This window comes from Parapedobacter sp. SGR-10, from assembly GCF_011030405.1.
GTDB lineage: Bacteria > Bacteroidota > Bacteroidia > Sphingobacteriales > Sphingobacteriaceae > Sphingobacterium.
In genome coordinates, this window is the sequence record NZ_JAAJTJ010000003.1 from 1 (window position 1) to 18,438 (window position 18,438).

13 protein-coding genes are annotated in these 18,438 nt (G+C 42.7%); 10 read left to right on the forward strand and 3 right to left on the reverse strand.

Annotated elements, in window-relative coordinates; all coding sequences use genetic code 11:
- The 3 genes from G5B00_RS04150 to G5B00_RS04160 form a co-directional block, all read left to right on the forward strand.
- Window positions 1-595 (forward strand): hypothetical protein (locus G5B00_RS04150; protein ID WP_205966294.1); only part of this gene is annotated, 595 nt, incomplete at its 5' end.
- A gap of 11 nt (window positions 596-606) precedes the next feature.
- Window positions 607-1,098, forward strand: a complete 492-nt coding sequence (locus tag G5B00_RS04155) for a hypothetical protein (protein ID WP_163872002.1) — start codon at window positions 607-609, stop codon at window positions 1,096-1,098.
- A 1,359-nt stretch (window positions 1,099-2,457) separates the two neighbouring features.
- The gene (locus G5B00_RS04160) at window positions 2,458-3,246 is read left to right on the forward strand and encodes a hypothetical protein (protein WP_163872003.1); all 789 of its coding nucleotides are present in this window, start codon (window positions 2,458-2,460) and stop codon (window positions 3,244-3,246) included.
- Between the two features lie 196 nt (window positions 3,247-3,442).
- Here the strand turns inward: G5B00_RS04160 and G5B00_RS04165 are convergent, their stop codons facing one another.
- Together G5B00_RS04165 and G5B00_RS04170 are read right to left on the reverse strand one after the other, a co-directional pair.
- Window positions 3,443-4,243 (reverse strand): META domain-containing protein, encoded by an 801-nt coding sequence (locus tag G5B00_RS04165; protein ID WP_163872004.1) that lies wholly within the window; start codon window positions 4,241-4,243, stop codon window positions 3,443-3,445.
- 249 nt (window positions 4,244-4,492) lie between these two features.
- Window positions 4,493-6,667 (reverse strand): S9 family peptidase, encoded by a 2,175-nt coding sequence (locus G5B00_RS04170; RefSeq protein WP_163872005.1) that lies wholly within the window; start codon window positions 6,665-6,667, stop codon window positions 4,493-4,495.
- A gap of 262 nt (window positions 6,668-6,929) precedes the next feature.
- Between G5B00_RS04170 and G5B00_RS04175 the strand changes: the two genes are divergently transcribed.
- The 3 genes from G5B00_RS04175 (at window position 6,930) to radC (ending at window position 8,758) form a co-directional block, all read left to right on the forward strand.
- Complete coding sequence (locus G5B00_RS04175) at window positions 6,930-7,289, forward strand: dihydroneopterin aldolase (RefSeq protein ID WP_163872006.1); 360 nt, start codon at window positions 6,930-6,932, stop codon at window positions 7,287-7,289.
- A gap of 197 nt (window positions 7,290-7,486) precedes the next feature.
- Entirely contained in the window at window positions 7,487-7,930 is a 444-nt protein-coding gene (locus tag G5B00_RS04180; protein WP_163872007.1) for an Hsp20/alpha crystallin family protein, read from the forward strand.
- Between the two features lie 138 nt (window positions 7,931-8,068).
- Entirely contained in the window at window positions 8,069-8,758 is a 690-nt protein-coding gene (radC, locus tag G5B00_RS04185; RefSeq protein WP_205966295.1) for a RadC family protein, read from the forward strand.
- 1 nt (window position 8,759) lies between these two features.
- On the opposite strand, the gene G5B00_RS04190 is transcribed toward radC, so the two are convergent.
- Window positions 8,760-9,743 carry a GntR family transcriptional regulator gene (locus tag G5B00_RS04190; protein ID WP_163872008.1) on the reverse strand — a complete coding sequence of 328 codons (984 nt, stop codon included), beginning with the start codon at window positions 9,741-9,743 and terminating at the stop codon, window positions 8,760-8,762.
- Window positions 9,744-10,495: 752 nt separating this feature from the next.
- Between G5B00_RS04190 and G5B00_RS04195 the strand changes: the two genes are divergently transcribed.
- The 4 genes from G5B00_RS04195 to G5B00_RS04210 all read left to right on the forward strand — a co-directional run bounded on the left by G5B00_RS04195 (window position 10,496) and on the right by G5B00_RS04210 (window position 18,436).
- Window positions 10,496-11,863: an ATP-binding protein gene (locus G5B00_RS04195; RefSeq protein WP_205966874.1), complete on the forward strand. Its 1,368-nt coding sequence runs from the start codon at window positions 10,496-10,498 to the stop codon at window positions 11,861-11,863.
- Between the two features lie 435 nt (window positions 11,864-12,298).
- Window positions 12,299-13,681, forward strand: a complete 1,383-nt coding sequence (locus G5B00_RS04200) for a family 16 glycosylhydrolase (RefSeq protein WP_163872009.1) — start codon at window positions 12,299-12,301, stop codon at window positions 13,679-13,681.
- A gap of 50 nt (window positions 13,682-13,731) precedes the next feature.
- Window positions 13,732-16,815, forward strand: a complete 3,084-nt coding sequence (locus G5B00_RS04205) for a SusC/RagA family TonB-linked outer membrane protein (RefSeq protein ID WP_163872010.1) — start codon at window positions 13,732-13,734, stop codon at window positions 16,813-16,815.
- Window positions 16,816-16,819: 4 nt separating this feature from the next.
- The gene (locus G5B00_RS04210) at window positions 16,820-18,436 is read left to right on the forward strand and encodes a RagB/SusD family nutrient uptake outer membrane protein (RefSeq protein ID WP_163872011.1); all 1,617 of its coding nucleotides are present in this window, start codon (window positions 16,820-16,822) and stop codon (window positions 18,434-18,436) included.
- Window positions 18,437-18,438: the final 2 nt, after the last annotated feature.

The window sequence follows — 18,438 nt, forward strand, 5'->3', positions numbered from 1 at the left end:
GTTGGAGGTGCCAACAGTAATTATAAACATTGAAGGAGAGAAAGTAGATCCAGAAGAAGAAACGAAATGTTTTGACAAAACTCAATCTGCCAAATTAACAGTTTATGTACAACAAGCAAAAGAGGGAACAAGAAATGATGTTGGACCCAATTCGGTTGGGCACGTTTTTATTGGAATAGAGCAAGGAAATGTCTCTAGATATCTAGGATACTATCCACCTTCTTCAGCAAGTTCTGTTGGTATCGCTTTGGGAAGCGACTATAATGCTGAAATTAGAGATAATAGCGGCACTATGTATCATGTAAGTATTTCCAAAAATATAACAGCTTCTCAACTTTCTAGCATTATACATTATACTAATAACTTCCCCTCAACATACAATTTAAACACTTATAATTGTACCGATTTTGGGATTAATGTAGGTAATCTCGGTGGTTTAAATTTGCCGAGTACTTCTGCAACAGGGACGATGTTTACAGGACGATCTCCAGGTCACCTAGGAGAAGATATAAGAGCAATGACTGTCCCGCCAGGCGTAAGCAAGACTGGATCTAAGACAAATGCACCCAATAAAAGTGGTGATTGTAGCAATTAAGTTAGTAAACTATGAGAATTGTATTATTATTCCTTATGCTTTGTAGCACTATTTTGCCATTGTCTGCACAGGATGACATGAAACAACTGGATATGCAGGTCATTCGGGATTTTTTTAATGCCGTACATGCGTCGAAAGTCAGTGCTGCTGATATTGTGCAACAATTTATGTTTGTCGAGGATAAGGAAAATATCCGTGGTACAGCACATTTTATAGATTCCCACCTTAGGAAACGAGATGAGATGGTTTGCCCTTGTATTGACTGTCAGAACTGTATGATAATTTTTGATGCTGATCATCCGTTCCGCATTGTTTCACTTCTTGATCATCCGGGTGAGGATACTTTGTTTCAGAATAAGATCCCGGAGGTTAAAAAAAACATTTATTTGATAATTTTGAGAGGACAAATTTATCAGTATGTATTGATGAAGGATGGGAAAATAGCCTCTGTGTTTTACATCAAAAAGGGTTCAGATGATTCGGCCGATTTCCTGTTGTTTTGAATTGTATGATTGGGTGTCAGGAGGTTGCCGACTCCATGATGTAGTGCCATCAAAGCTATTTTTGGTAATATTATATGTCAATGGGGTGAATTAAATAAAACAGTATGGGGCTTTGTTGCTTTATGGAATAGTTCTGTGTTTTGCATCTGAAATCAAGCTTGGTGTTAGGAAAGATGGTCAAGTGAAAGTAGCTGATATGTTTGCAGTTTTTTGTTATAAGGAGTTTTCCGGAGAATCTGAACCACTCATTTGGTACTATTGATACGGGACAGAGGACGTTAACTATCCGAAAGTTTGAGAAGGAGTACAAGCACGCATGAAGCGTGAATTTCTGTGCAGAAAGTTTACGATAAAAAATGAGCAGACTTATCGATTTTGGACATTTTACGACTGGAGTACAAGGGATGGCTATGAGACAGAAAGGGGAATAGACCGCTTCTTCTATATTTACCTACGTTGAACTCCCTCCGGTCGGCTTGCTTCGCAGCTACTTCGTGGTTTTGTCGTGCCCCCATCGGTATCTGAGCTCGGATCTGTTTGGGTGACGGAGGATCTGATGTTTTCTTTTGGGTTAATTACAGTTCTACCGGAGATAGGCGCTAAAGCTACTAAAGATTGCCTGCAAAGGTACTGTCAGTTGGTACCTCTTTAGTACCTTTCCAGTACCTCCTTAGTACCTTTCCAGTACCTCTCTGGTACCTTTATAGTACACTCACAGTACTTTCACGGTACATTCGCCCTGTATTTATGGGATGATTGTTTTTATGCCCCCCCCCTGTGTTGTAGACTGCTCCCTGCTTATGGTAATATTTTTTATTTAAGGTGTTTTTTAAGCTGTTTTTAAGATAGTTTCATCTTTTACGTAGGTTTCCCATTTTTGTAAAAAAAAGAGGCTTAAAACGCTTATTTTGTTTTTTATGGATTGAAGGGATTTTTGATGGCGGTTTTGTTTCTTTGTGTTTTATTTTATGTTGTTTGTGGAATGTAATTTAACAAATTGGATTTCTGTCCTATTACAGCTACTTGCAACTGTCTTTTTGTACTGTACTTATTTTTAGTGAAAACCGGATCGACTCCTCATCGCTGCGATTGTATCTAATTTATATTTTTGGTAATTATATATTTCTTTAACCAAACTTTGTCGTCATTTCGATGAGGAGGTACGACGAAGAGAAATCTATGGCCAGATAGTACATTAATCCAATTCATCCATAGATTTCTCCTCCTTCTTCGTCGAAATGACGGGCTGGTTGCTAAAGTATATAATCGCCATATTTTTAATATCTTTATGATGACTTTAAGAGAAAAAGCTTGACCAAATTCTTCTTTGGTTTAGGTTATATGGTTAAATCTATGATTATGAAAAGAAATCTATTTCTTGTTTTTTTGTTCGCAGTTTGCCTATTGATCGGTTCCTGCAATAAAAAGTTCAGCGATAGTCTTGTTCCCGATCGTATGGCAAAAATTGAGGAGGATCCTAAGTTTATAGAGACTGCCAAACAATACTATCAGACGGAGTTGGAAGAGCAGATGCGTACTGGCATGTATGCAAAATTTACGAAATCTGTTTCGGCGAAGCAAGAAGAAAAAATGAGTGCTGAAGTATATACGAAGCTTGCAGAGAAGTCTGTTCCGCAGAAGGCGGGCACAAATGACACAAGCCGTAAGACAGTCGAACCGAAGATATACGTTACCTGGAAGAAGGCCTACACATCGGCCTATGGGCAGAGAAAGATATTGGAAGTGCCGATTCGGGGATCGCACCGGATAGTGTCGTTGCTCAAGATAAGCCGTGACAGTCTCGGTTATACACCTGATCGGACCATGCTGAAAACGATATTTGACCGCTTGATAATCACGCGTCAAAACGGCCAAGCGGAATTTCAATCAAAGGTAGTGCGTTATCATCCCGATCGGCCCTATCTGGAGAAATACAATTATGATTTGAATCATCTGCATCTGTATAATCTGGGAGATTATACGGGCTATTTGGAATACATGACCACGGGTGGCGAACGCAGGGGCATTGTCCGTGTGGTGGATGGCGGGCCCGTGAGGAGGTATAAGAGCAAAGGCAAATCACGTTCCACACAGCAGGATTCCAAGGGTATGTCGCCTGCGACTGAGAAGGTTGGTATTAAGTTTTGATTTGTTTAGGTAGAGATGGGTGTCTAAAAAGGTCTGACAATTAATCTAATCGTCATTTCGAACGAAGAGAGAAATCTATGGATGAATTATAATTTGCTTATTTTCAATAGTTTGAAAAATTTCTTAGCCATAGATTTCTCCTCGTGCCTCGTCGAAATGACGGCATGATGGGCTTTTTAGACAGCCCCAATACTTATTACTTTTTCTTAAACCGCATCATGGCGATGTCGTCCATGATGAAGGTGAGTTGGTCGTCCTGTACGTCGAACCTATTTATTTTTTTCAAGGTCTGAAAATACACGTCTTCGCCTTGGATATGTGGACACATCATCTTGGTCGAAGCAATGGCTCCGAACGAGATGTGGTAACCGTCGATTTTTACAGATCCATTGTAGCTGTTGCAGCTTCCGTTGCCGGTGATCCGGCCTTTTTCTACGTCGAATTGTATGGTCGGTTTTTTGTCGGGATAGAGGCCCTCAAAGGCAATGCGTGGACCGGATATGTAATCCAATTCCCAGATACCGTCGAGCTTGGCAACGGATTCGTTGTTTGCAACGGCAAACCGGGCAATAACTTTTTTGTCTTTACTTAGAGAGAGCGTTTTGGTCTTGGAAACGTTGTCTTCGGACAGGGAGAACTGTATCGTATTGCCGAAGATCGATCGGAATCCGTTTTCTACAGTCATGTCCATACAGGCCATCATGGTCGATATGCCTTGGGAGAATATGATTTCTTTTCCTTTCACTTCGAAGGTTCCGCCAAGACCGTTGCATCCACCCGATGCAGAATACCTTTTCGTGGTCTCGTCAAATGAAAGATAAGGTTCTTTGCCATTGACTTTATCCGCTACAGGTTTGCCGTCCAATTCGATGAGCTTCCATTTGGTGTTATAAAGATTTTCGGTTATAGCCACTTCTTCTGTGTTTTTTACTTTTTTGATTCCACAGCTGTTCAATGTGAGGAATAATGTAGTTGCAATTAGTAATGCATTTTTCATATCATATTTTATTTTGTACAATAGGATAAACGGTTTTTTCTTCGGGTACGCTACAAATAGATAAAATTTTATTTCAAAATATTTTTATAATTCAGAATAATCGTCTTTTCTAAAACAAATGATGTAGCCGATCTTCGATTGTTAGCATTACAACAAAGATACGGAAGGTTTGTTTTTTTTATGATGGGGTTCTGGTAGAGACGCAATGCATTGCGTCTCTACAATATTTGGGCAAATGATTATTTGCCCCTATATTTTCAGATGCAAATCAAAATACCGTGCAATCTTTTCGTACATATGGATACGGTCCTTGCCACCTACATTGTGCTCATGGGTGGGGTATAAAAAATAATCTACTTGCTTTCCCTGTTTGATACATTGTTCGACGAATTGCATACTATGCTGCTGTACGACGACAGGATCCTGTGCGCCGTGTATGATCAAGAGGTTGCCTTTCAAGCGGTCGGTTTTATTGAGCAGGGAAGTTTTTTCATAGCCATCCTTATTTTCCTGTGGCGTATCCATATAGCGTTCGCCGTACATGATTTCGTAATACTTCCAATCCATGACCGGTCCTCCGGCTACAGCTGTGTGGAAGATATCGTTGTGTTTGGTCATCAGCGAAGTGGTCATAAAGCCGCCATAACTCCATCCAAATATGCCCATTCTGTCCTTGTCTACGTAGGGCAATGACCGCAGGAAATCCACACCCACCAGCTGATCGGCCATTTCAGCTTCGCCGAGCCGACGATGTGTGATACGAGTAAAATCCCGTCCTCGCGCATCCGAGCCTCTATTGTCCAAAGTGAAGACGATATACCCGTTTTGTGCCATGTATAGGTCGAAATAACCTATTCCTCCCAACCATTTGTCCGTAACCAACTGGGCATGTGAACCTCCGTACAGATATACCATGACGGGATATTTCTTGTTGCTGTCAAAGTCTGTTGGATAGGTAATGCGTGCGTTTAGCGGTGTACTTCCATCTGCCGAGGTAAATTCCCGGATTTCTATATGGGGGAGGTTGATCTGTCCTATAAACGGATTGTCCGCTTCCAATAGAATTTGGCTCTTTTTGTTGTTTTTGGATAAAACCTGGATTTTGTTTGGTGTACTTAAGTTGCTGTATTGATCCAGAACAAAATTACCGCTAGGACTGATAGTGGCATTGTGCACTCCGCCTGTGGAGGTCAATTGCTGGGTTTTTCCGGACTTTAGATCTACTTCGAACAGGTGTCTTTCCAACCCTTTGTTGCTTGCACCGATATAGTAGGCTTTTCGTCCCTTGCTGTCAAAGCCTTTGAAGTCTACAACGATCACATCATTGTATCCAAGATGTTTGATAAGCTTGCCTGACGTATCATAGAGATAAAGTTGATTGTAACCATCCTTGTCGGTTTGATAGAGGAATTGGTCGGGAGTATTGGGGAGGAAAATCAACGGTTCCTGCGGTTCTACCCAGGTAGTCGATCGTTCTTCAAACAGTGTTTTGACCAGAGTGCCCGTTTGTGCATCGTATTGGTTGAGCTTGAGATGATCCTGACCCCGATTGAGTACGCCGACATAAATATATCTGCCCGAAGGATCCCAGGTGACAATGGTGAGGTATTGCTCTTTGGGCTCGCCTGTCTGTAGGGAGGTGTATTGTCTCGTTTGGGTATCGTAGACGACCAGGGTTACTTCTTCGCTTTTCATACCGGCCATCGGATATCGGATGTTTTTGACCATAGCAATGCGGGGGTCCCATTGCGGTAAGGGGTATTTTGTCACCATCGTTTCATCTTTACGATAGTAGAGCAGTTTCTTGTTGTCTGGAGACCACCACATCCCCTTTTTGATGCCAAACTCCTGTCTGTGGGTATAGTCCGAGCCATTGACAATGCCGTCTACCGTATCTTTGGTGACCTGTATGGTTTGTCCGGATGGGGTCAAAATTTCAATATTGTTTCCGATCAGATAGGCCACTGTACTGTTGTCCGAACTGTATTCCACGTTGGCCGCGGTATGGGGAACGGTAGAGGTGACGGTTGCTTTTTTCGTCGAGATGTCGTAATCGATCATATAGGTCGATTTTTCTGATGCTGTCGAAAATGACAATACATGGTCTGATTTCCAATTGTATGGCATGGGGAACATGCGAAAAGTTATTTTTTCAGCGGGTAGAATTTCTTCGACGGCTTTTTGCAGTTCGGCGGCGGAGACTGTATTTTGGACTGCCCAATTGTCTTTGGATTGTCTCAAAACGAGATTTTGATAGTTTTCGTCCACATGGCTAATGATATCGGAAGATGTTTGCCATTGTAGGGCATAATAGTTTTTTGGAGCGAATTTTCCGGGGCCATACACGGTTTCATCAATGGTAAAATTGCGCTGCGCATACGCACATGATGAGCCTAATAGAAAAAGGAATACTAGTTTTTTCATTAACATAATTATTTATTGAGTGTACGCGTTCACACGCTAGCACAAACCCTTTCGTGTGCCCGATTATGAGGGGGACACGCGACGGGAGTCGCGCGCCAGCGCTGGGGATTATTGGACGAAGTTAGGAATTTATGACTAGACTTCCGAAGTTTAACTTTGCTGTGTTATATTTTTCAAAGGCAAAGTTGAGGGCTTCGCCGTTTCGAAACTTCGGAAGACTTTTTATCTTTCATTTTTTGAGGTAAATTGTTATTTTTAAGGTATGATAACACAAAAGGTGGCTTTGTCCGAGGTGCGTTTCTTTTCACCCATTGGCTATTATGAAGAGGAACAGATCGTGGGGAATGAGTTTTTTGTTGCTGTGGAGGCTTATTTTCCTTTCCAAAATGAAGATACGGAACATCTGGGCAATACGATCAATTACGAAGATATCTATCAAATATTGGTGGAGGTCATGGGATGTAAGCGCAAGCTTCTGGAGTCTGCGGCACAGGAAATATTGGACAGAGTATTGAATAAATATGATTTTGTGACGAAGGTGGTGGTCAATATACGTAAGGTTAATCCGGCTTTCGGGGGAGATCTGGCCAATTCGGAAGTGGCGTTGATTTTTGAAAAATAGTGGAGAGGACATAATTATGAATTACGAATTGCAAATTATGAATTGTCCACTTTCCACTGTTCTTTGTTAAGCGGGTAGTGTCAAAATGTCTTAATAAATTCTTTTATTAAGACAAAATGTCCTGTTTTTGGTTTTGGAACACAACTTGAGTAATAGCAAGTGTATAACAAATAAAAAAACTATAGGAGGACATAAAAATGGCATTAATTAAATTTCCCAATCGTACAGTAAATACAGATTCTGTAAATCCCTTTGTTAATTCGGTCTTTGACAATCTATTCAATGATTCGTTCATTACCGATAGGTTAGTAACCCGAGTTCCAGCGGTCAATATTACCGAAACGGAGGATGCCTACAATATCGAATTGGCTGCTCCGGGATTGCAGAAGTCTGATTTCAAGATCAATGTGGACAAAAATATTGTTTCGATTTCGGTAGACAAGAAAGAGGAATCGGAAGTCAAGGAAAAATTGTACAGCAAGAAAGAGTACAGCTATACTTCCTTTACCCGCTCATTCACATTGCCTGATACGGTGGATTACAGCAATATAGAGGCTACGTATGTAGATGGCGTATTGGATGTCAGGATCGGTAAGAAGGAAGATGCTATTGTGGCAAAGAGACTGATTGAAGTAAAATAATATAGTGAGGTGGTTAAGTTTGGTTGTTGAGGTTCCGGTCGTAGAGGCCGGAACCTTTTTTTGTTATGGGGAGAGGGGTTGTTAACCAAAGATTTATTTTATATCTTCGGTTAGATATTGACCAATTGTATTTTGCCGATGAACAAACTGATCATACGCGAATGGGCAGAAGCGGATAGACCGCGGGAAAAACTTATGGAGCATGGCAGGCGTGCCTTGACGGATGCCGAGTTGCTGGCGATCCTGATAGGTTCGGGCTCTCGTGAAGAGACTGCCGTGGAACTGTGCAAGCGAATACTGAAGGATCAAAACAATGATCTGCATAATCTCTCCCAATTGGATGTCTCAGATTTTTGCAGGTACAAAGGTATAGGTGAGGCCAAGGCGATCTCTATTGTAGCGGCATTGGAATTGGGAAGAAGGCGTAAGGATGAGAAACCTATGGAAAAGCCTATCCTAAATACCAGTAGTCGTGTTTACAAGTACTTTGGAGCCCGTTTGAAAGATCTGCCATATGAAGAGTTTTGGGCAATTTATCTCAGTAGGAGCTGCAAGTTGTTGGAGAGCAAGCTGATCGGTAGGGGAGGTAACGATTCTACCCCGGTAGACGTGCGTATCATCCTGCGGTATGCGTTGCAAAACAATGCCAGTTCTATCGTATTGGTCCACAACCATCCGTCAGGAACTTTGGCAGCGAGCGAAGCGGATCAGGATATCACCCGAAAGATCTGGGAGGCCGCACGGGTCATGGATATACGTATCATTGATCATGTGATCTTCACCGATGAAGGCTATTATAGCATGCGCGACGAAGGATATATGATGTAAGTCACAGTGACTTACGGATAATGACCGTTGCCGGGTCGCGGAGTTGTATCGGTTCGCGGTTTAGGATGGCTTTGGCCGCTTCTTCCCCCATTTTGTGAAAATCCGTACTGATGACGGTAATGCCGTCTTCCAGTACTTCTTTTACTGCCGTATCGTTGTAAGAGATCAAGCCTATGTCTTTCCCCAATTTCCAGTTTTTCTCCCTGGCTATCTTGATGATATCCACGTCATCTTGGTCATACCGACTGAATGTGATATACGCGTCCCCCTTTTTGACGGTCGTATCATCCGGGGCATGGATGATACTATAGGGTTTTTTGTATTCTTTGGCAAAGGCTTCAAACCCTTCGATCAGCTCTTTGGCATGAAAGGCTTCCAATGGGGCGACCAGTGTCAAGTGTTTGTATTTTTTCAGTTGCGGAAGTAAGGTGGTCAATGAATCTACGATATCCGATTTGTGGTCCTGATAGATGCTGGTGTATTCACCATGAAGGCCGTTTTCGTGACGGTCGATGATCAATCTTTTGTGCGGAGGGATTTTATTGAGAACTTCTACAGGATTTTCCTTAAAATATGTGATAACAACGAAATGTGTATAGTTATTGAGGTTTTCTTCGACAAGTTTTTCGAATACCTTAAAATTGTGGTGATGAAAGAATACATCTACTTCGGCCTCATCTTTGATTGTTTCCAGAAAGGCTTGGTACACCCGATCACGCAGCACGTTCATTTTGTCCAATATCAAACACACACGATAAGTTTGATGTAGTTTCAAACTCTTTACATAATAACCTTTGCGGTATTCGGACTCGATAATGCCTTTTTCGGAGAGGTATTGCAAGCCCTTTAACGCTGTTTCCTTACTGATACGAAGATCGGCCGTCAATTGATTGAGTGAAGGTAGCCTATCGTTAATGGCTAATTCGTTTTGTTCTATCTGCGACATGATATAGTCTACCAGTTGCATGTATTTCAAGCGATGCATAGTGCCTGTGCTATTTGATATAGAATCGGAAACTTCTTTCAATTTGATTACGGATTAATTGTGAAACAGTTACAAAACTAATAGGTTTGGTTGGTTAAAACAAGGAAAAAGTACAGACCAGACCAGGAGTTTTGGATTGTTCTGGTGCAAGCCTGCTTGCGGTAGGTGTCTCGCTTGTCACCCAAAAAGCAAAGTCACAAGGGTCGCTTCGCTAACCGATCCGCCAGTTGGCCATAGCCGTTAACTTAAGCAAAACATTATTCTGATCCCTGTGATAGATCTCCGAAACAATACCCTTGAGACTAAGGAAACAAGCTTGCTGATGAAACCATAACAATACATAAAAATCTATCGTAAACCTAACACAGTCCCGTAGGGACTACCTTATGGTAACAAAACAAATAGAACACAAAAAGTCCCATAGAGACGTCCTTATGGAAACGATCATCAGCTATAAGGTCGCTCCTACGGAGCTTTCTGTTAGAGATAGCCGAGGTCCAACCAAAAGACCGCTCCTACGGGAGCTGAGGAAAAATCGGCGAAGCAAGCCTTAATTTAACACTTATGGTCCAACCAGCAGAGAGCCCGTCACAGATAATCCTTACGCCAACAACGGATAAATTGCCCTTGTTCTGTTACAGAATTATCAAAAAATTACCCTTGTTCTGTTACAGAATTATCAAAAAATTGCCCTTGTTCTGTTACAAAATTTATATATTTGTGCTGTAAATGAGTTTGTTGTGGTTTAATTGATGATTAAGTTAAAGAATATGGTATTTGTACGAAGAACAGAAGGTTTGTTGCAGGATTGGAAACGGCGTGAGGACAGGAAGCCTCTTATCATAAGGGGAGCCAGACAGGTCGGCAAAACGACTATGGTAAAAGATTTCGCAAAAACGTATAAGCATACCATTCTTATGAATCTGGAAAAAGCCTCGGATAGTGCTTTTTTTGAACAATTTGATGAGGCTAAGCTGCTTATAGAGGCTTTGTTCGTGTCCAAAGGGATTCCGCTTGGCGCTATGGGCGATACACTGTTGTTTATCGATGAGATTCAGGAAAGCCCGAAGGCCATACAACAGCTTAGATACTTTTACGAGGAGTTTCCCGCATTGCACGTGATTGCGGCCGGTTCCTTGTTAGAGTTTGCGCTAAAAGAGGTGAAAAATTTTCCGGTAGGGAGAGTGGAGTACCTTTATTTGCATCCGTTGAATTTTCCTGAGTATCTGTCTGCAATCGGCCGAGATGATTTGTTGGCCATACTGGAAAATATTCCGGTTACAAAGGTGGCACATCCTACATTAATGGATCACTTTCACAGGTACGCCATCATCGGTGGGATGCCCGAAGTGGTCAGAAAAGATGTGCAGAAAGAAAGCTTGCCCGATCTGCAACGTGTGTATGCCGGTATATGGGACACGTACAAGGGTGATGTCGAAAAGTATGCCGCCAATGATAATCAAAGGAGGATCATTCGGTATATCCTCGAAACAGCCCCTCTCCATGTGGACGAAAGGATCAGATTTCAAGGATTCGGGAATTCCAATTACCGTTCCAGGGAAGTGGGAGAGGCCTTTAGGATACTGGATGACGCGAGGGTTATCCGGTTGCTTTATCCTACAACTGAGATAGATCCACCTTTGCGGCTAGACGTGAAGAAAGCCCCAAGGCTACAATTTTTGGATACCGGACTAGTCAATTACAGTCTACGGATACAGGCTGAAATGTTGGGGATGGACGACCTTAACCAAGCATACAAGGGGGCTATTATTCCGCATTTGGTTGCGCAGGAGCTGATATCCATAGAAAATTCGGGAGATGTACGCCCTGTCTTTTGGGTCCGGGAAAAAAGCCAGTCCCAGGCAGAGGTTGACCTGCTCTTATCTTATAGGGATAAAGTCGTTCCGGTGGAGATAAAATCCGGCAAGACAGGTTCGTTACGATCATTGCATCAGTTTATAGAACAGTCGGGGGCGCGGCACGCCATACGGATCTATGGCGGTGAATTTGTGTTGGAACGTACACAGACACCAAATAAACAGCCTTACCTATTGTTAAATTTACCTTATTACTTAGGTTCTACATTACCAAAATATCTCCCTTGGCTCTTGGAACAATAGGGATTCCAATAATATTTTCTTTACCCGTTGTGCATTATGTACGTTTCTTTGTCATTCCCGAATACTTTCGGGGCAGGCTCTGATGAAGAAAACCTGCCTACCGGCGGCGGCAATACAGATCCTTCGGTTTCCTCAGTATGACAAAAGAGCGGTTTTATTTGATAATGTACAACGGATTCTCTTTATTATAAAGTAGGCCATTTCGGTAATTCTCAATTTTTTCAAAAAAAATTTGGTATTTCATTTTTGTTCTGTTAAGTTTGTTTTATAATTATAGACCATACCAGACCAGACTATTTTCGTGGATGGTAGGGAGAAGTTTTTAAATCAATATAACATGAACAATACTGCACAAATCTTTTGGGATTAATACATCCTGTATCTGGTGACGGGGAAATGTAGCAAGCGGTAATAAACCTAATAAAAAATAAACCTATGCGTAGTACATTGTTAAATCTGCTTTTGTATGCCCAGAGAAGGTCGTTCTTTTTTGCCTTTGCGTGTGTTGTCTGCGTGCTTCCGGGGTGCAAGGAGTTAGCTGTTGGTTTGCCGGCTGAGAACGAAAATCTCGAAGAGGTATCGGCGCCTATCCTTGGCTACACACTGGTCTGGGAAGATCAATTTGATGTTCCGGTCCTTGATGTAGAGCGTTGGCGATACCGTACGGATTGTAAGAGCCAGAGCTGCCAGCGTCCAGAGAATGTATTGGTTGAAAATGGCTATCTGAAAGTATTACTGAAAAAGGAAAGCTATAACAACAAACCATTCACAGGTGGAGGCATAATCACCAGAAAATCCACAGGTTATGGTTATTATGAAATTCGGGCAAAAATGAACGACGGCTATGGTTGGCACGAGGCTTTCTGGGCAACGGGACGAAGTGGTTTTGACGATCCAAACCCTCTTACAGATGTATCTGGAGGGCGTACGGAGATCGATTGTTTTGAGCATTTTGGCAACTTTACTTCCAGTCTTTTTCAGTATGGAGCTATAGACTGGTCGGATATGAAAGGAAGCAATCTGCATAGGGGATCTATCGGAGGGGGCAGATATGAGACAGTGGTGGATCTGTCAAAAGATTTCCATACGTATGGATTTGAATATACGCCAGATTATATCAATTTTTTCTTTGATGGAAAGTTGATCAGGACTATCGATATCCGATTTGCTCCTCAGCACGATACCTATTTATGGATTACGTGTATAGCTACTGAGGCGGATGCTACAGATAATGGTGTAATGATGGTGGATTATATCCGTGCATACGAAATATCTCCTACTGAATACGCGGTTCGAAAGATTCCCTTTGTCGATTATCTAGATTCATTGAGGGGGCCACAGCACTCGCAGGGAACTGATCTATGGATAGAGGCTGAGGATTTTGCTTTTACCAATAATTGGATTGTAGATAGAGGTGGGGATCACAGCATGGTATTAAGGGGCTTAAGCAGTCCAAATCCTACACGTACTCCGGCTGATCTGAAGGCGATGACAGGTATTACGGTCAACGAAACAGTAGAATATAAGCTATGGGTGCGTTCGCAGGATTTCGACACTCAACAAGGATACCGTAAGTTTAAAGTGATTATCAAAGGAGAGGAATCTCCGGTCGAATTTGGAACACATGGCAAAGTAGGATATGGATGGCAGACGGGAGGTGTATTTACGCTTAAAGAGGGAATGAACGTGGTGGAACTCTACGACAGTTCTCAATATTTTGCAAGATGTGATAAAATATTGCTGACCACAGATATGTCCTTTGTGCCACAGGGCATCGGAGGTATATCCAATGTGGAGCATATAGACCCTAGACCATGAAGTGCTATTGTGCGCAATAATGATGAATACGAATTAAAAACCATAAAAAAATGAGAAGAAGTATACTATTAATACTGTTGCTTTCCGTATGTTTTCACTATGGCTATAGCCAAATGCGACGGATTAGTGGAACAGTCATGGATGAAGAGGGAAAACCTCTGTCGAACGTCACGGTCAAACCCGATGACGGGCTGGCACCGGCATTGACAAATACAAAAGGGGGATTTTCTGTAGCTATTACGGAGAAAACTACACGTCTTATTTTTTCAAGCGTGTCCTACGTGACGCAAACGGTGCCCATCAAGGACAGCACACGAGTCAATATTGTGCTGAAGCAGGATGTGATCGGCCTTGAGGAAGTTGTTGCCATCGGATACGGTACGCAAAAGAAAGCCAATCTCACAGGAGCCGTTTCCACGGTGACCGTAGATGAAGCCGAAGGCAGGGCTCTGACCAGTATCGAGCAATTGTTGCAGGGAAAAGTATCGGGAGTCGGCATTGTACAAAACTCCGGCCGACCGGGGGATGATATGGGCGAAATCCGGATACGTGGGATATCGTCCATTGACAACAATAATGAACCGTTGGTCATCATCGATGGTGTACAGGCCGATCTGAATGATGTCAATCCACAAGATGTAGAGTCTATCTCTATATTAAAAGATGCTGCATCCGCCGCCATATATGGGTCGCGGGCATCTGCCGGGGTGATCCTGATCGAAACGAAAAAAGGAAAAGATACAGGGGGTACATTGAAGTTGGATTATAACGGTACTTTCTCCCTGAGCAATGCTACCCGTTTGCCAGACGTGGTGAACTCCTGGGAACATTTCATATATAAAAATGAAGCCCGAAAAAATGTAGGGCAACCTGAAGCAGTTCCGCAGGATCGGATAGAAGACTATCGTCGGCAGGATGATCCACGATATCCCAATACCGATTGGTACGATGTATATTTCAGACAGAGTCATATGCAAAACCATTATGTGGGTTTACGGGGTAGGAGCAAAAACAGTGGGTTTTCGAGCTCTGTCTCCTACAAAGACCAGGAAGGTGTGCTGATCGGAACGGCGGCAAACCGTATTTCGTACAACAGTAGCCTTTGGGGAAATTTTTTCAAGAACAAAGTAAATGTGTCCGTCGGTGTGAATGGTTATCGGGAAGGTGTGGACGAATTGACGGAAAGTACAAATGCTATTATGGGGCAAATAGCTCAGATGACACCGTCTTCATTTATACGTTCGACCGATCCAGAAACCGGAATGCCTAATCTCTATGGATATCATGGACGTTTTCTCGCAGGGGAGGAACTCGGTGGTGGTATCAATGCGAAAAACACCCAGTTGAATACCAGAGCTTCCGTAGAGATCATACCTGTCAAGAACCTGAAAGGAAAAATTATGCTGGCTAACAATAAGTATAACCAGACATATACGATTTTTAGGCCAGAGTTTTATACAGCGGCAGACTTTATGGAAACGGGAACGCAGAAGCGAGAATCGTTGCTGGAAAAACGATTTGGACGCAGGGATCAGAATACGTATTTGTTTTCTTTGGACTACAAATTGTCTAAAGGTCGGCATGATATGAATTTCTTTGCAGCACATGAAAAACTAGAAACGATATACAACCGTGACGATGGACAGGTAAAAGAGATGTCCAGCAATGCGCCGATATTCAATTTCGGAGATCCAAATCAGCTCTATCTGAATAGTGAAGCCTATGAATACGCAACCTCCTCTTATTTTGGCCGGTTCAACTATGCGTATGCCAATAAGTACCTGTTTGAATTCAATTTTCGCAGAGATGGCTCATCACGATTTGCTCCGGCCCACAGATGGGGAAGTTTTCCGTCTGTTTCAGCAGCTTGGCGTGTCAGTCAGGAAAACTTTATGCAGGGGCTGGATTTTATGGATCTCAAGCTACGTGGATCCTGGGGACGTCTGGGTAATCAGAATATATGGGGCCAATATTATGCTTTTGCCGATGTCATGAGCGGACAGGAATACTATGCCTTTGGTAATATCATCGTTCCCGGAAGAGGTACAAATCTGCTTGCCAACAAGAGTGTTCGGTGGGAAACGACAGAGCAGACTAATATCGGTCTTGATCTTATTTTATGGAACCGGCTGAGTCTGGAAGCAGAGCTTTTTCATAAAAATACATTTGATATCCTCGCGCGGGTAACGGTACCTCCATCCTTGGGTATCAGTACCTTGCCTTATCAAAATATCGGTGCGATGACCAATAGGGGGATAGAACTTAATCTAAGCTATAGATCACCTCGTCGTGCGGATAAGATCAACTATACGCTCGCAACCAATTTTACGTATATAAAAAACAAGTTAACTACATTAGGTGGGTTACCGTTTGTTGACCATACCGGCAATACCCGAAGTGTGGTAGGTGAGCCCTTCTCGTCTTATTATGGTTATCAAGTAGACCGGATTTATCAAGTATCGGATTTCACATGGCAGCATGACAGCGATCCGGCCATTCCACATGATGAAAGAGTATATGTGCTGAAAAATGGACTCCCTAACCAATCTAACCTCATGGATACACCAGCCCCGGGAGATGTCAAATTGGTGGATGCCGATGGAAATGGACAAGTGACACCTGATGATCGCACCTTAATCGGTAATCCACTGCCCAAATTTCAGTACGGATTTAATGCAGACCTTTCTTATAAGCAATTCAGTTTGAATATTATCGGGCATGGTGTGCAGGGAAGCGATGGTTATATGAATGGACATTTGATCGCACCGTTTTTTAATACACAGGGTACGATTACCAGAACCATGGTCGATAACCGCTGGACATACGATAATCCTTCAGACAGATATACACGGCTTTATGAGGACAAAACCCGGGACGGCCTTGTGACGGATTACCATATCTATGATGCTTCTTTCTTTCGGTTGAAGAGTATACAACTTGGTTATGAGCTACCAAAGAAATTTGTGCAACGCTATCAGGTGGATCGTTGTAGGGTATTTTTCAATGCTGAAAATTTGCTATTGCTGACATCTTTTATCGAAGGTTTTGATCCTGAACGTAGTTATAAACATGTAACGGCTTCATTCCATCCGCAGATCGCAAGTTATACATTGGGATTAAACTTAAATTTTTAACGCTATGAAAAAGAATATATTATTCTATATAATATGTGTAGGCCTTTTATCTGGTCTGACCGCATGTGACGATAAGTTTTTGGACAGGCAACCTATTGACTTCCTGTCTCCGGACAATTTTAAGACGGAGCGGGATATCCGGGAGGCGGTCAATGGTATATATAGAGCACACAATGACCTTTATGAACCCATTTATTTAGACTTTGTCATGGACAACGGATATTATGTGGAATATCAGTTGCTTTGGTCTAGAACTTTTAACAATGAAACCAATCAGGTAGTCAGCAAATGGGCACGAAACTATCGGATCATCCTGCGTGCCAATACGGTCTTGCACTATATTGATAATGTGGATATGCCCCAGGCAGCTTATGATCAGTATAAGGGTGAAGCCTTGTTTCTACGGTCGTTGGCCTATTTTGATCTGGCGTTTTTTTACGGCGATGTACCTTTGCGGCTAAAGCCGGAAAGTCTGGATGAAGCCGATAAGCCATTGACTGCCGAAGCTGATGTCGTGCAACAGGTATTGGATGACCTGGAGACAGCGGCAGAACTGTTGCCACCGACCTATGCGCCTGATAACAGAGGCAGGGCAACAAAAGGCGCTGCGCTGGCACTCAAAGCGCGGGTGTTACTGTTTAATCATCATTATACGGAAGCCGCGGAATATTGCCAAAAGGTACGTGAATTGGACGTATACGAAATCTATAACCAATATGACCAATTATTTTTGCCGGAGGGCGAAGCCGACAATAAGGAAGTTCTCTTTGATATGCAGTTTGAAAGAAGGGCGCAGCCATTTGGTCTCTCCAACCAATGGTATACCCGGCTTCGTTCGTGGAGCGGGCTGATGGTGTCCTACGAACTTTATGAGCAGTATTATTCTACCAATGGACTGTCTATAAACGATCCCAATAATACCTTGTATGATCCTTCGGTGCGGCCGACAGGTCTTAAGACTCCCTCGAATTACGTGAAAGAAGGGGGCTACGACAACCGTTTTACAAACCGTGACCCCAGATTGCATTATACGCTTATTGTGCCTTACTCCATTCGGGACTATCATGTGGAGACAGGTGCACCGCAGGTATATTATCCATCACAGACGCAGAACGCGAATTTTACAAGTTTCCGGGTACGAAAATATATAGATTTTTCGGATAACGGGACTAATAATGTTTCCGGTGTCAATCCGGTGATTATCCGTTATGCAGATGTATTGTTGATGGAAGCTGAAGCGTTGGTGGAGAGCGGAACCTATGATGAGGCACACGTCTATAGTCTTATCAATCAGGTGCGGCAACGTCCGGGGGTGATGATGCCCAAAGTAGAGGATGTGGAAGGTACGGGACTACTGCCAGAGGATCTGATTGAGGTGATCCGCCATGAAAGACGGGTGGAATTTGCTTTTGAAGGTTTGCGGATATATGATGTCATGCGGTGGGAAATTGGGCAGGAGGCTTACCAGAACCTGCATGGATACCGACCCTCTAAACTTACGCCAAATAATATCGAATATGAAATATATACGGTACAGGAGCGTTCATTTGATCCCTCCAAAGGCTATCGTTGGCCTATACCAAAGTCGGAATTGGATGCGAATAAGGGGATTATCAGATAAAG

Excerpts from the sequence above, each read along its gene's own strand:
- G5B00_RS04155 (WP_163872002.1), top strand. The coding sequence starts at position 607 with ATGAGAATTGTATTATTATTCCTTATGCTTTGTAGCACTATTTTGCCA.
- G5B00_RS04160 (WP_163872003.1), top strand. The coding sequence starts at position 2,458 with ATGAAAAGAAATCTATTTCTTGTTTTTTTGTTCGCAGTTTGCCTATTG.
- G5B00_RS04165 (WP_163872004.1), bottom strand. The coding sequence starts at position 4,243 with ATGAAAAATGCATTACTAATTGCAACTACATTATTCCTCACATTGAAC.
- G5B00_RS04170 (WP_163872005.1), bottom strand. The coding sequence starts at position 6,667 with ATGAAAAAACTAGTATTCCTTTTTCTATTAGGCTCATCATGTGCGTAT.
- G5B00_RS04175 (WP_163872006.1), top strand. The coding sequence starts at position 6,930 with ATGATAACACAAAAGGTGGCTTTGTCCGAGGTGCGTTTCTTTTCACCC.
- G5B00_RS04180 (WP_163872007.1), top strand. The coding sequence starts at position 7,487 with ATGGCATTAATTAAATTTCCCAATCGTACAGTAAATACAGATTCTGTA.
- radC (WP_205966295.1), top strand. The coding sequence starts at position 8,069 with ATGAACAAACTGATCATACGCGAATGGGCAGAAGCGGATAGACCGCGG.
- G5B00_RS04190 (WP_163872008.1), bottom strand. The coding sequence starts at position 9,743 with ATGCATCGCTTGAAATACATGCAACTGGTAGACTATATCATGTCGCAG.
- G5B00_RS04195 (WP_205966874.1), top strand. The coding sequence starts at position 10,496 with ATGATTAAGTTAAAGAATATGGTATTTGTACGAAGAACAGAAGGTTTG.
- G5B00_RS04200 (WP_163872009.1), top strand. The coding sequence starts at position 12,299 with ATGCGTAGTACATTGTTAAATCTGCTTTTGTATGCCCAGAGAAGGTCG.
- G5B00_RS04205 (WP_163872010.1), top strand. The coding sequence starts at position 13,732 with ATGAGAAGAAGTATACTATTAATACTGTTGCTTTCCGTATGTTTTCAC.
- G5B00_RS04210 (WP_163872011.1), top strand. The coding sequence starts at position 16,820 with ATGAAAAAGAATATATTATTCTATATAATATGTGTAGGCCTTTTATCT.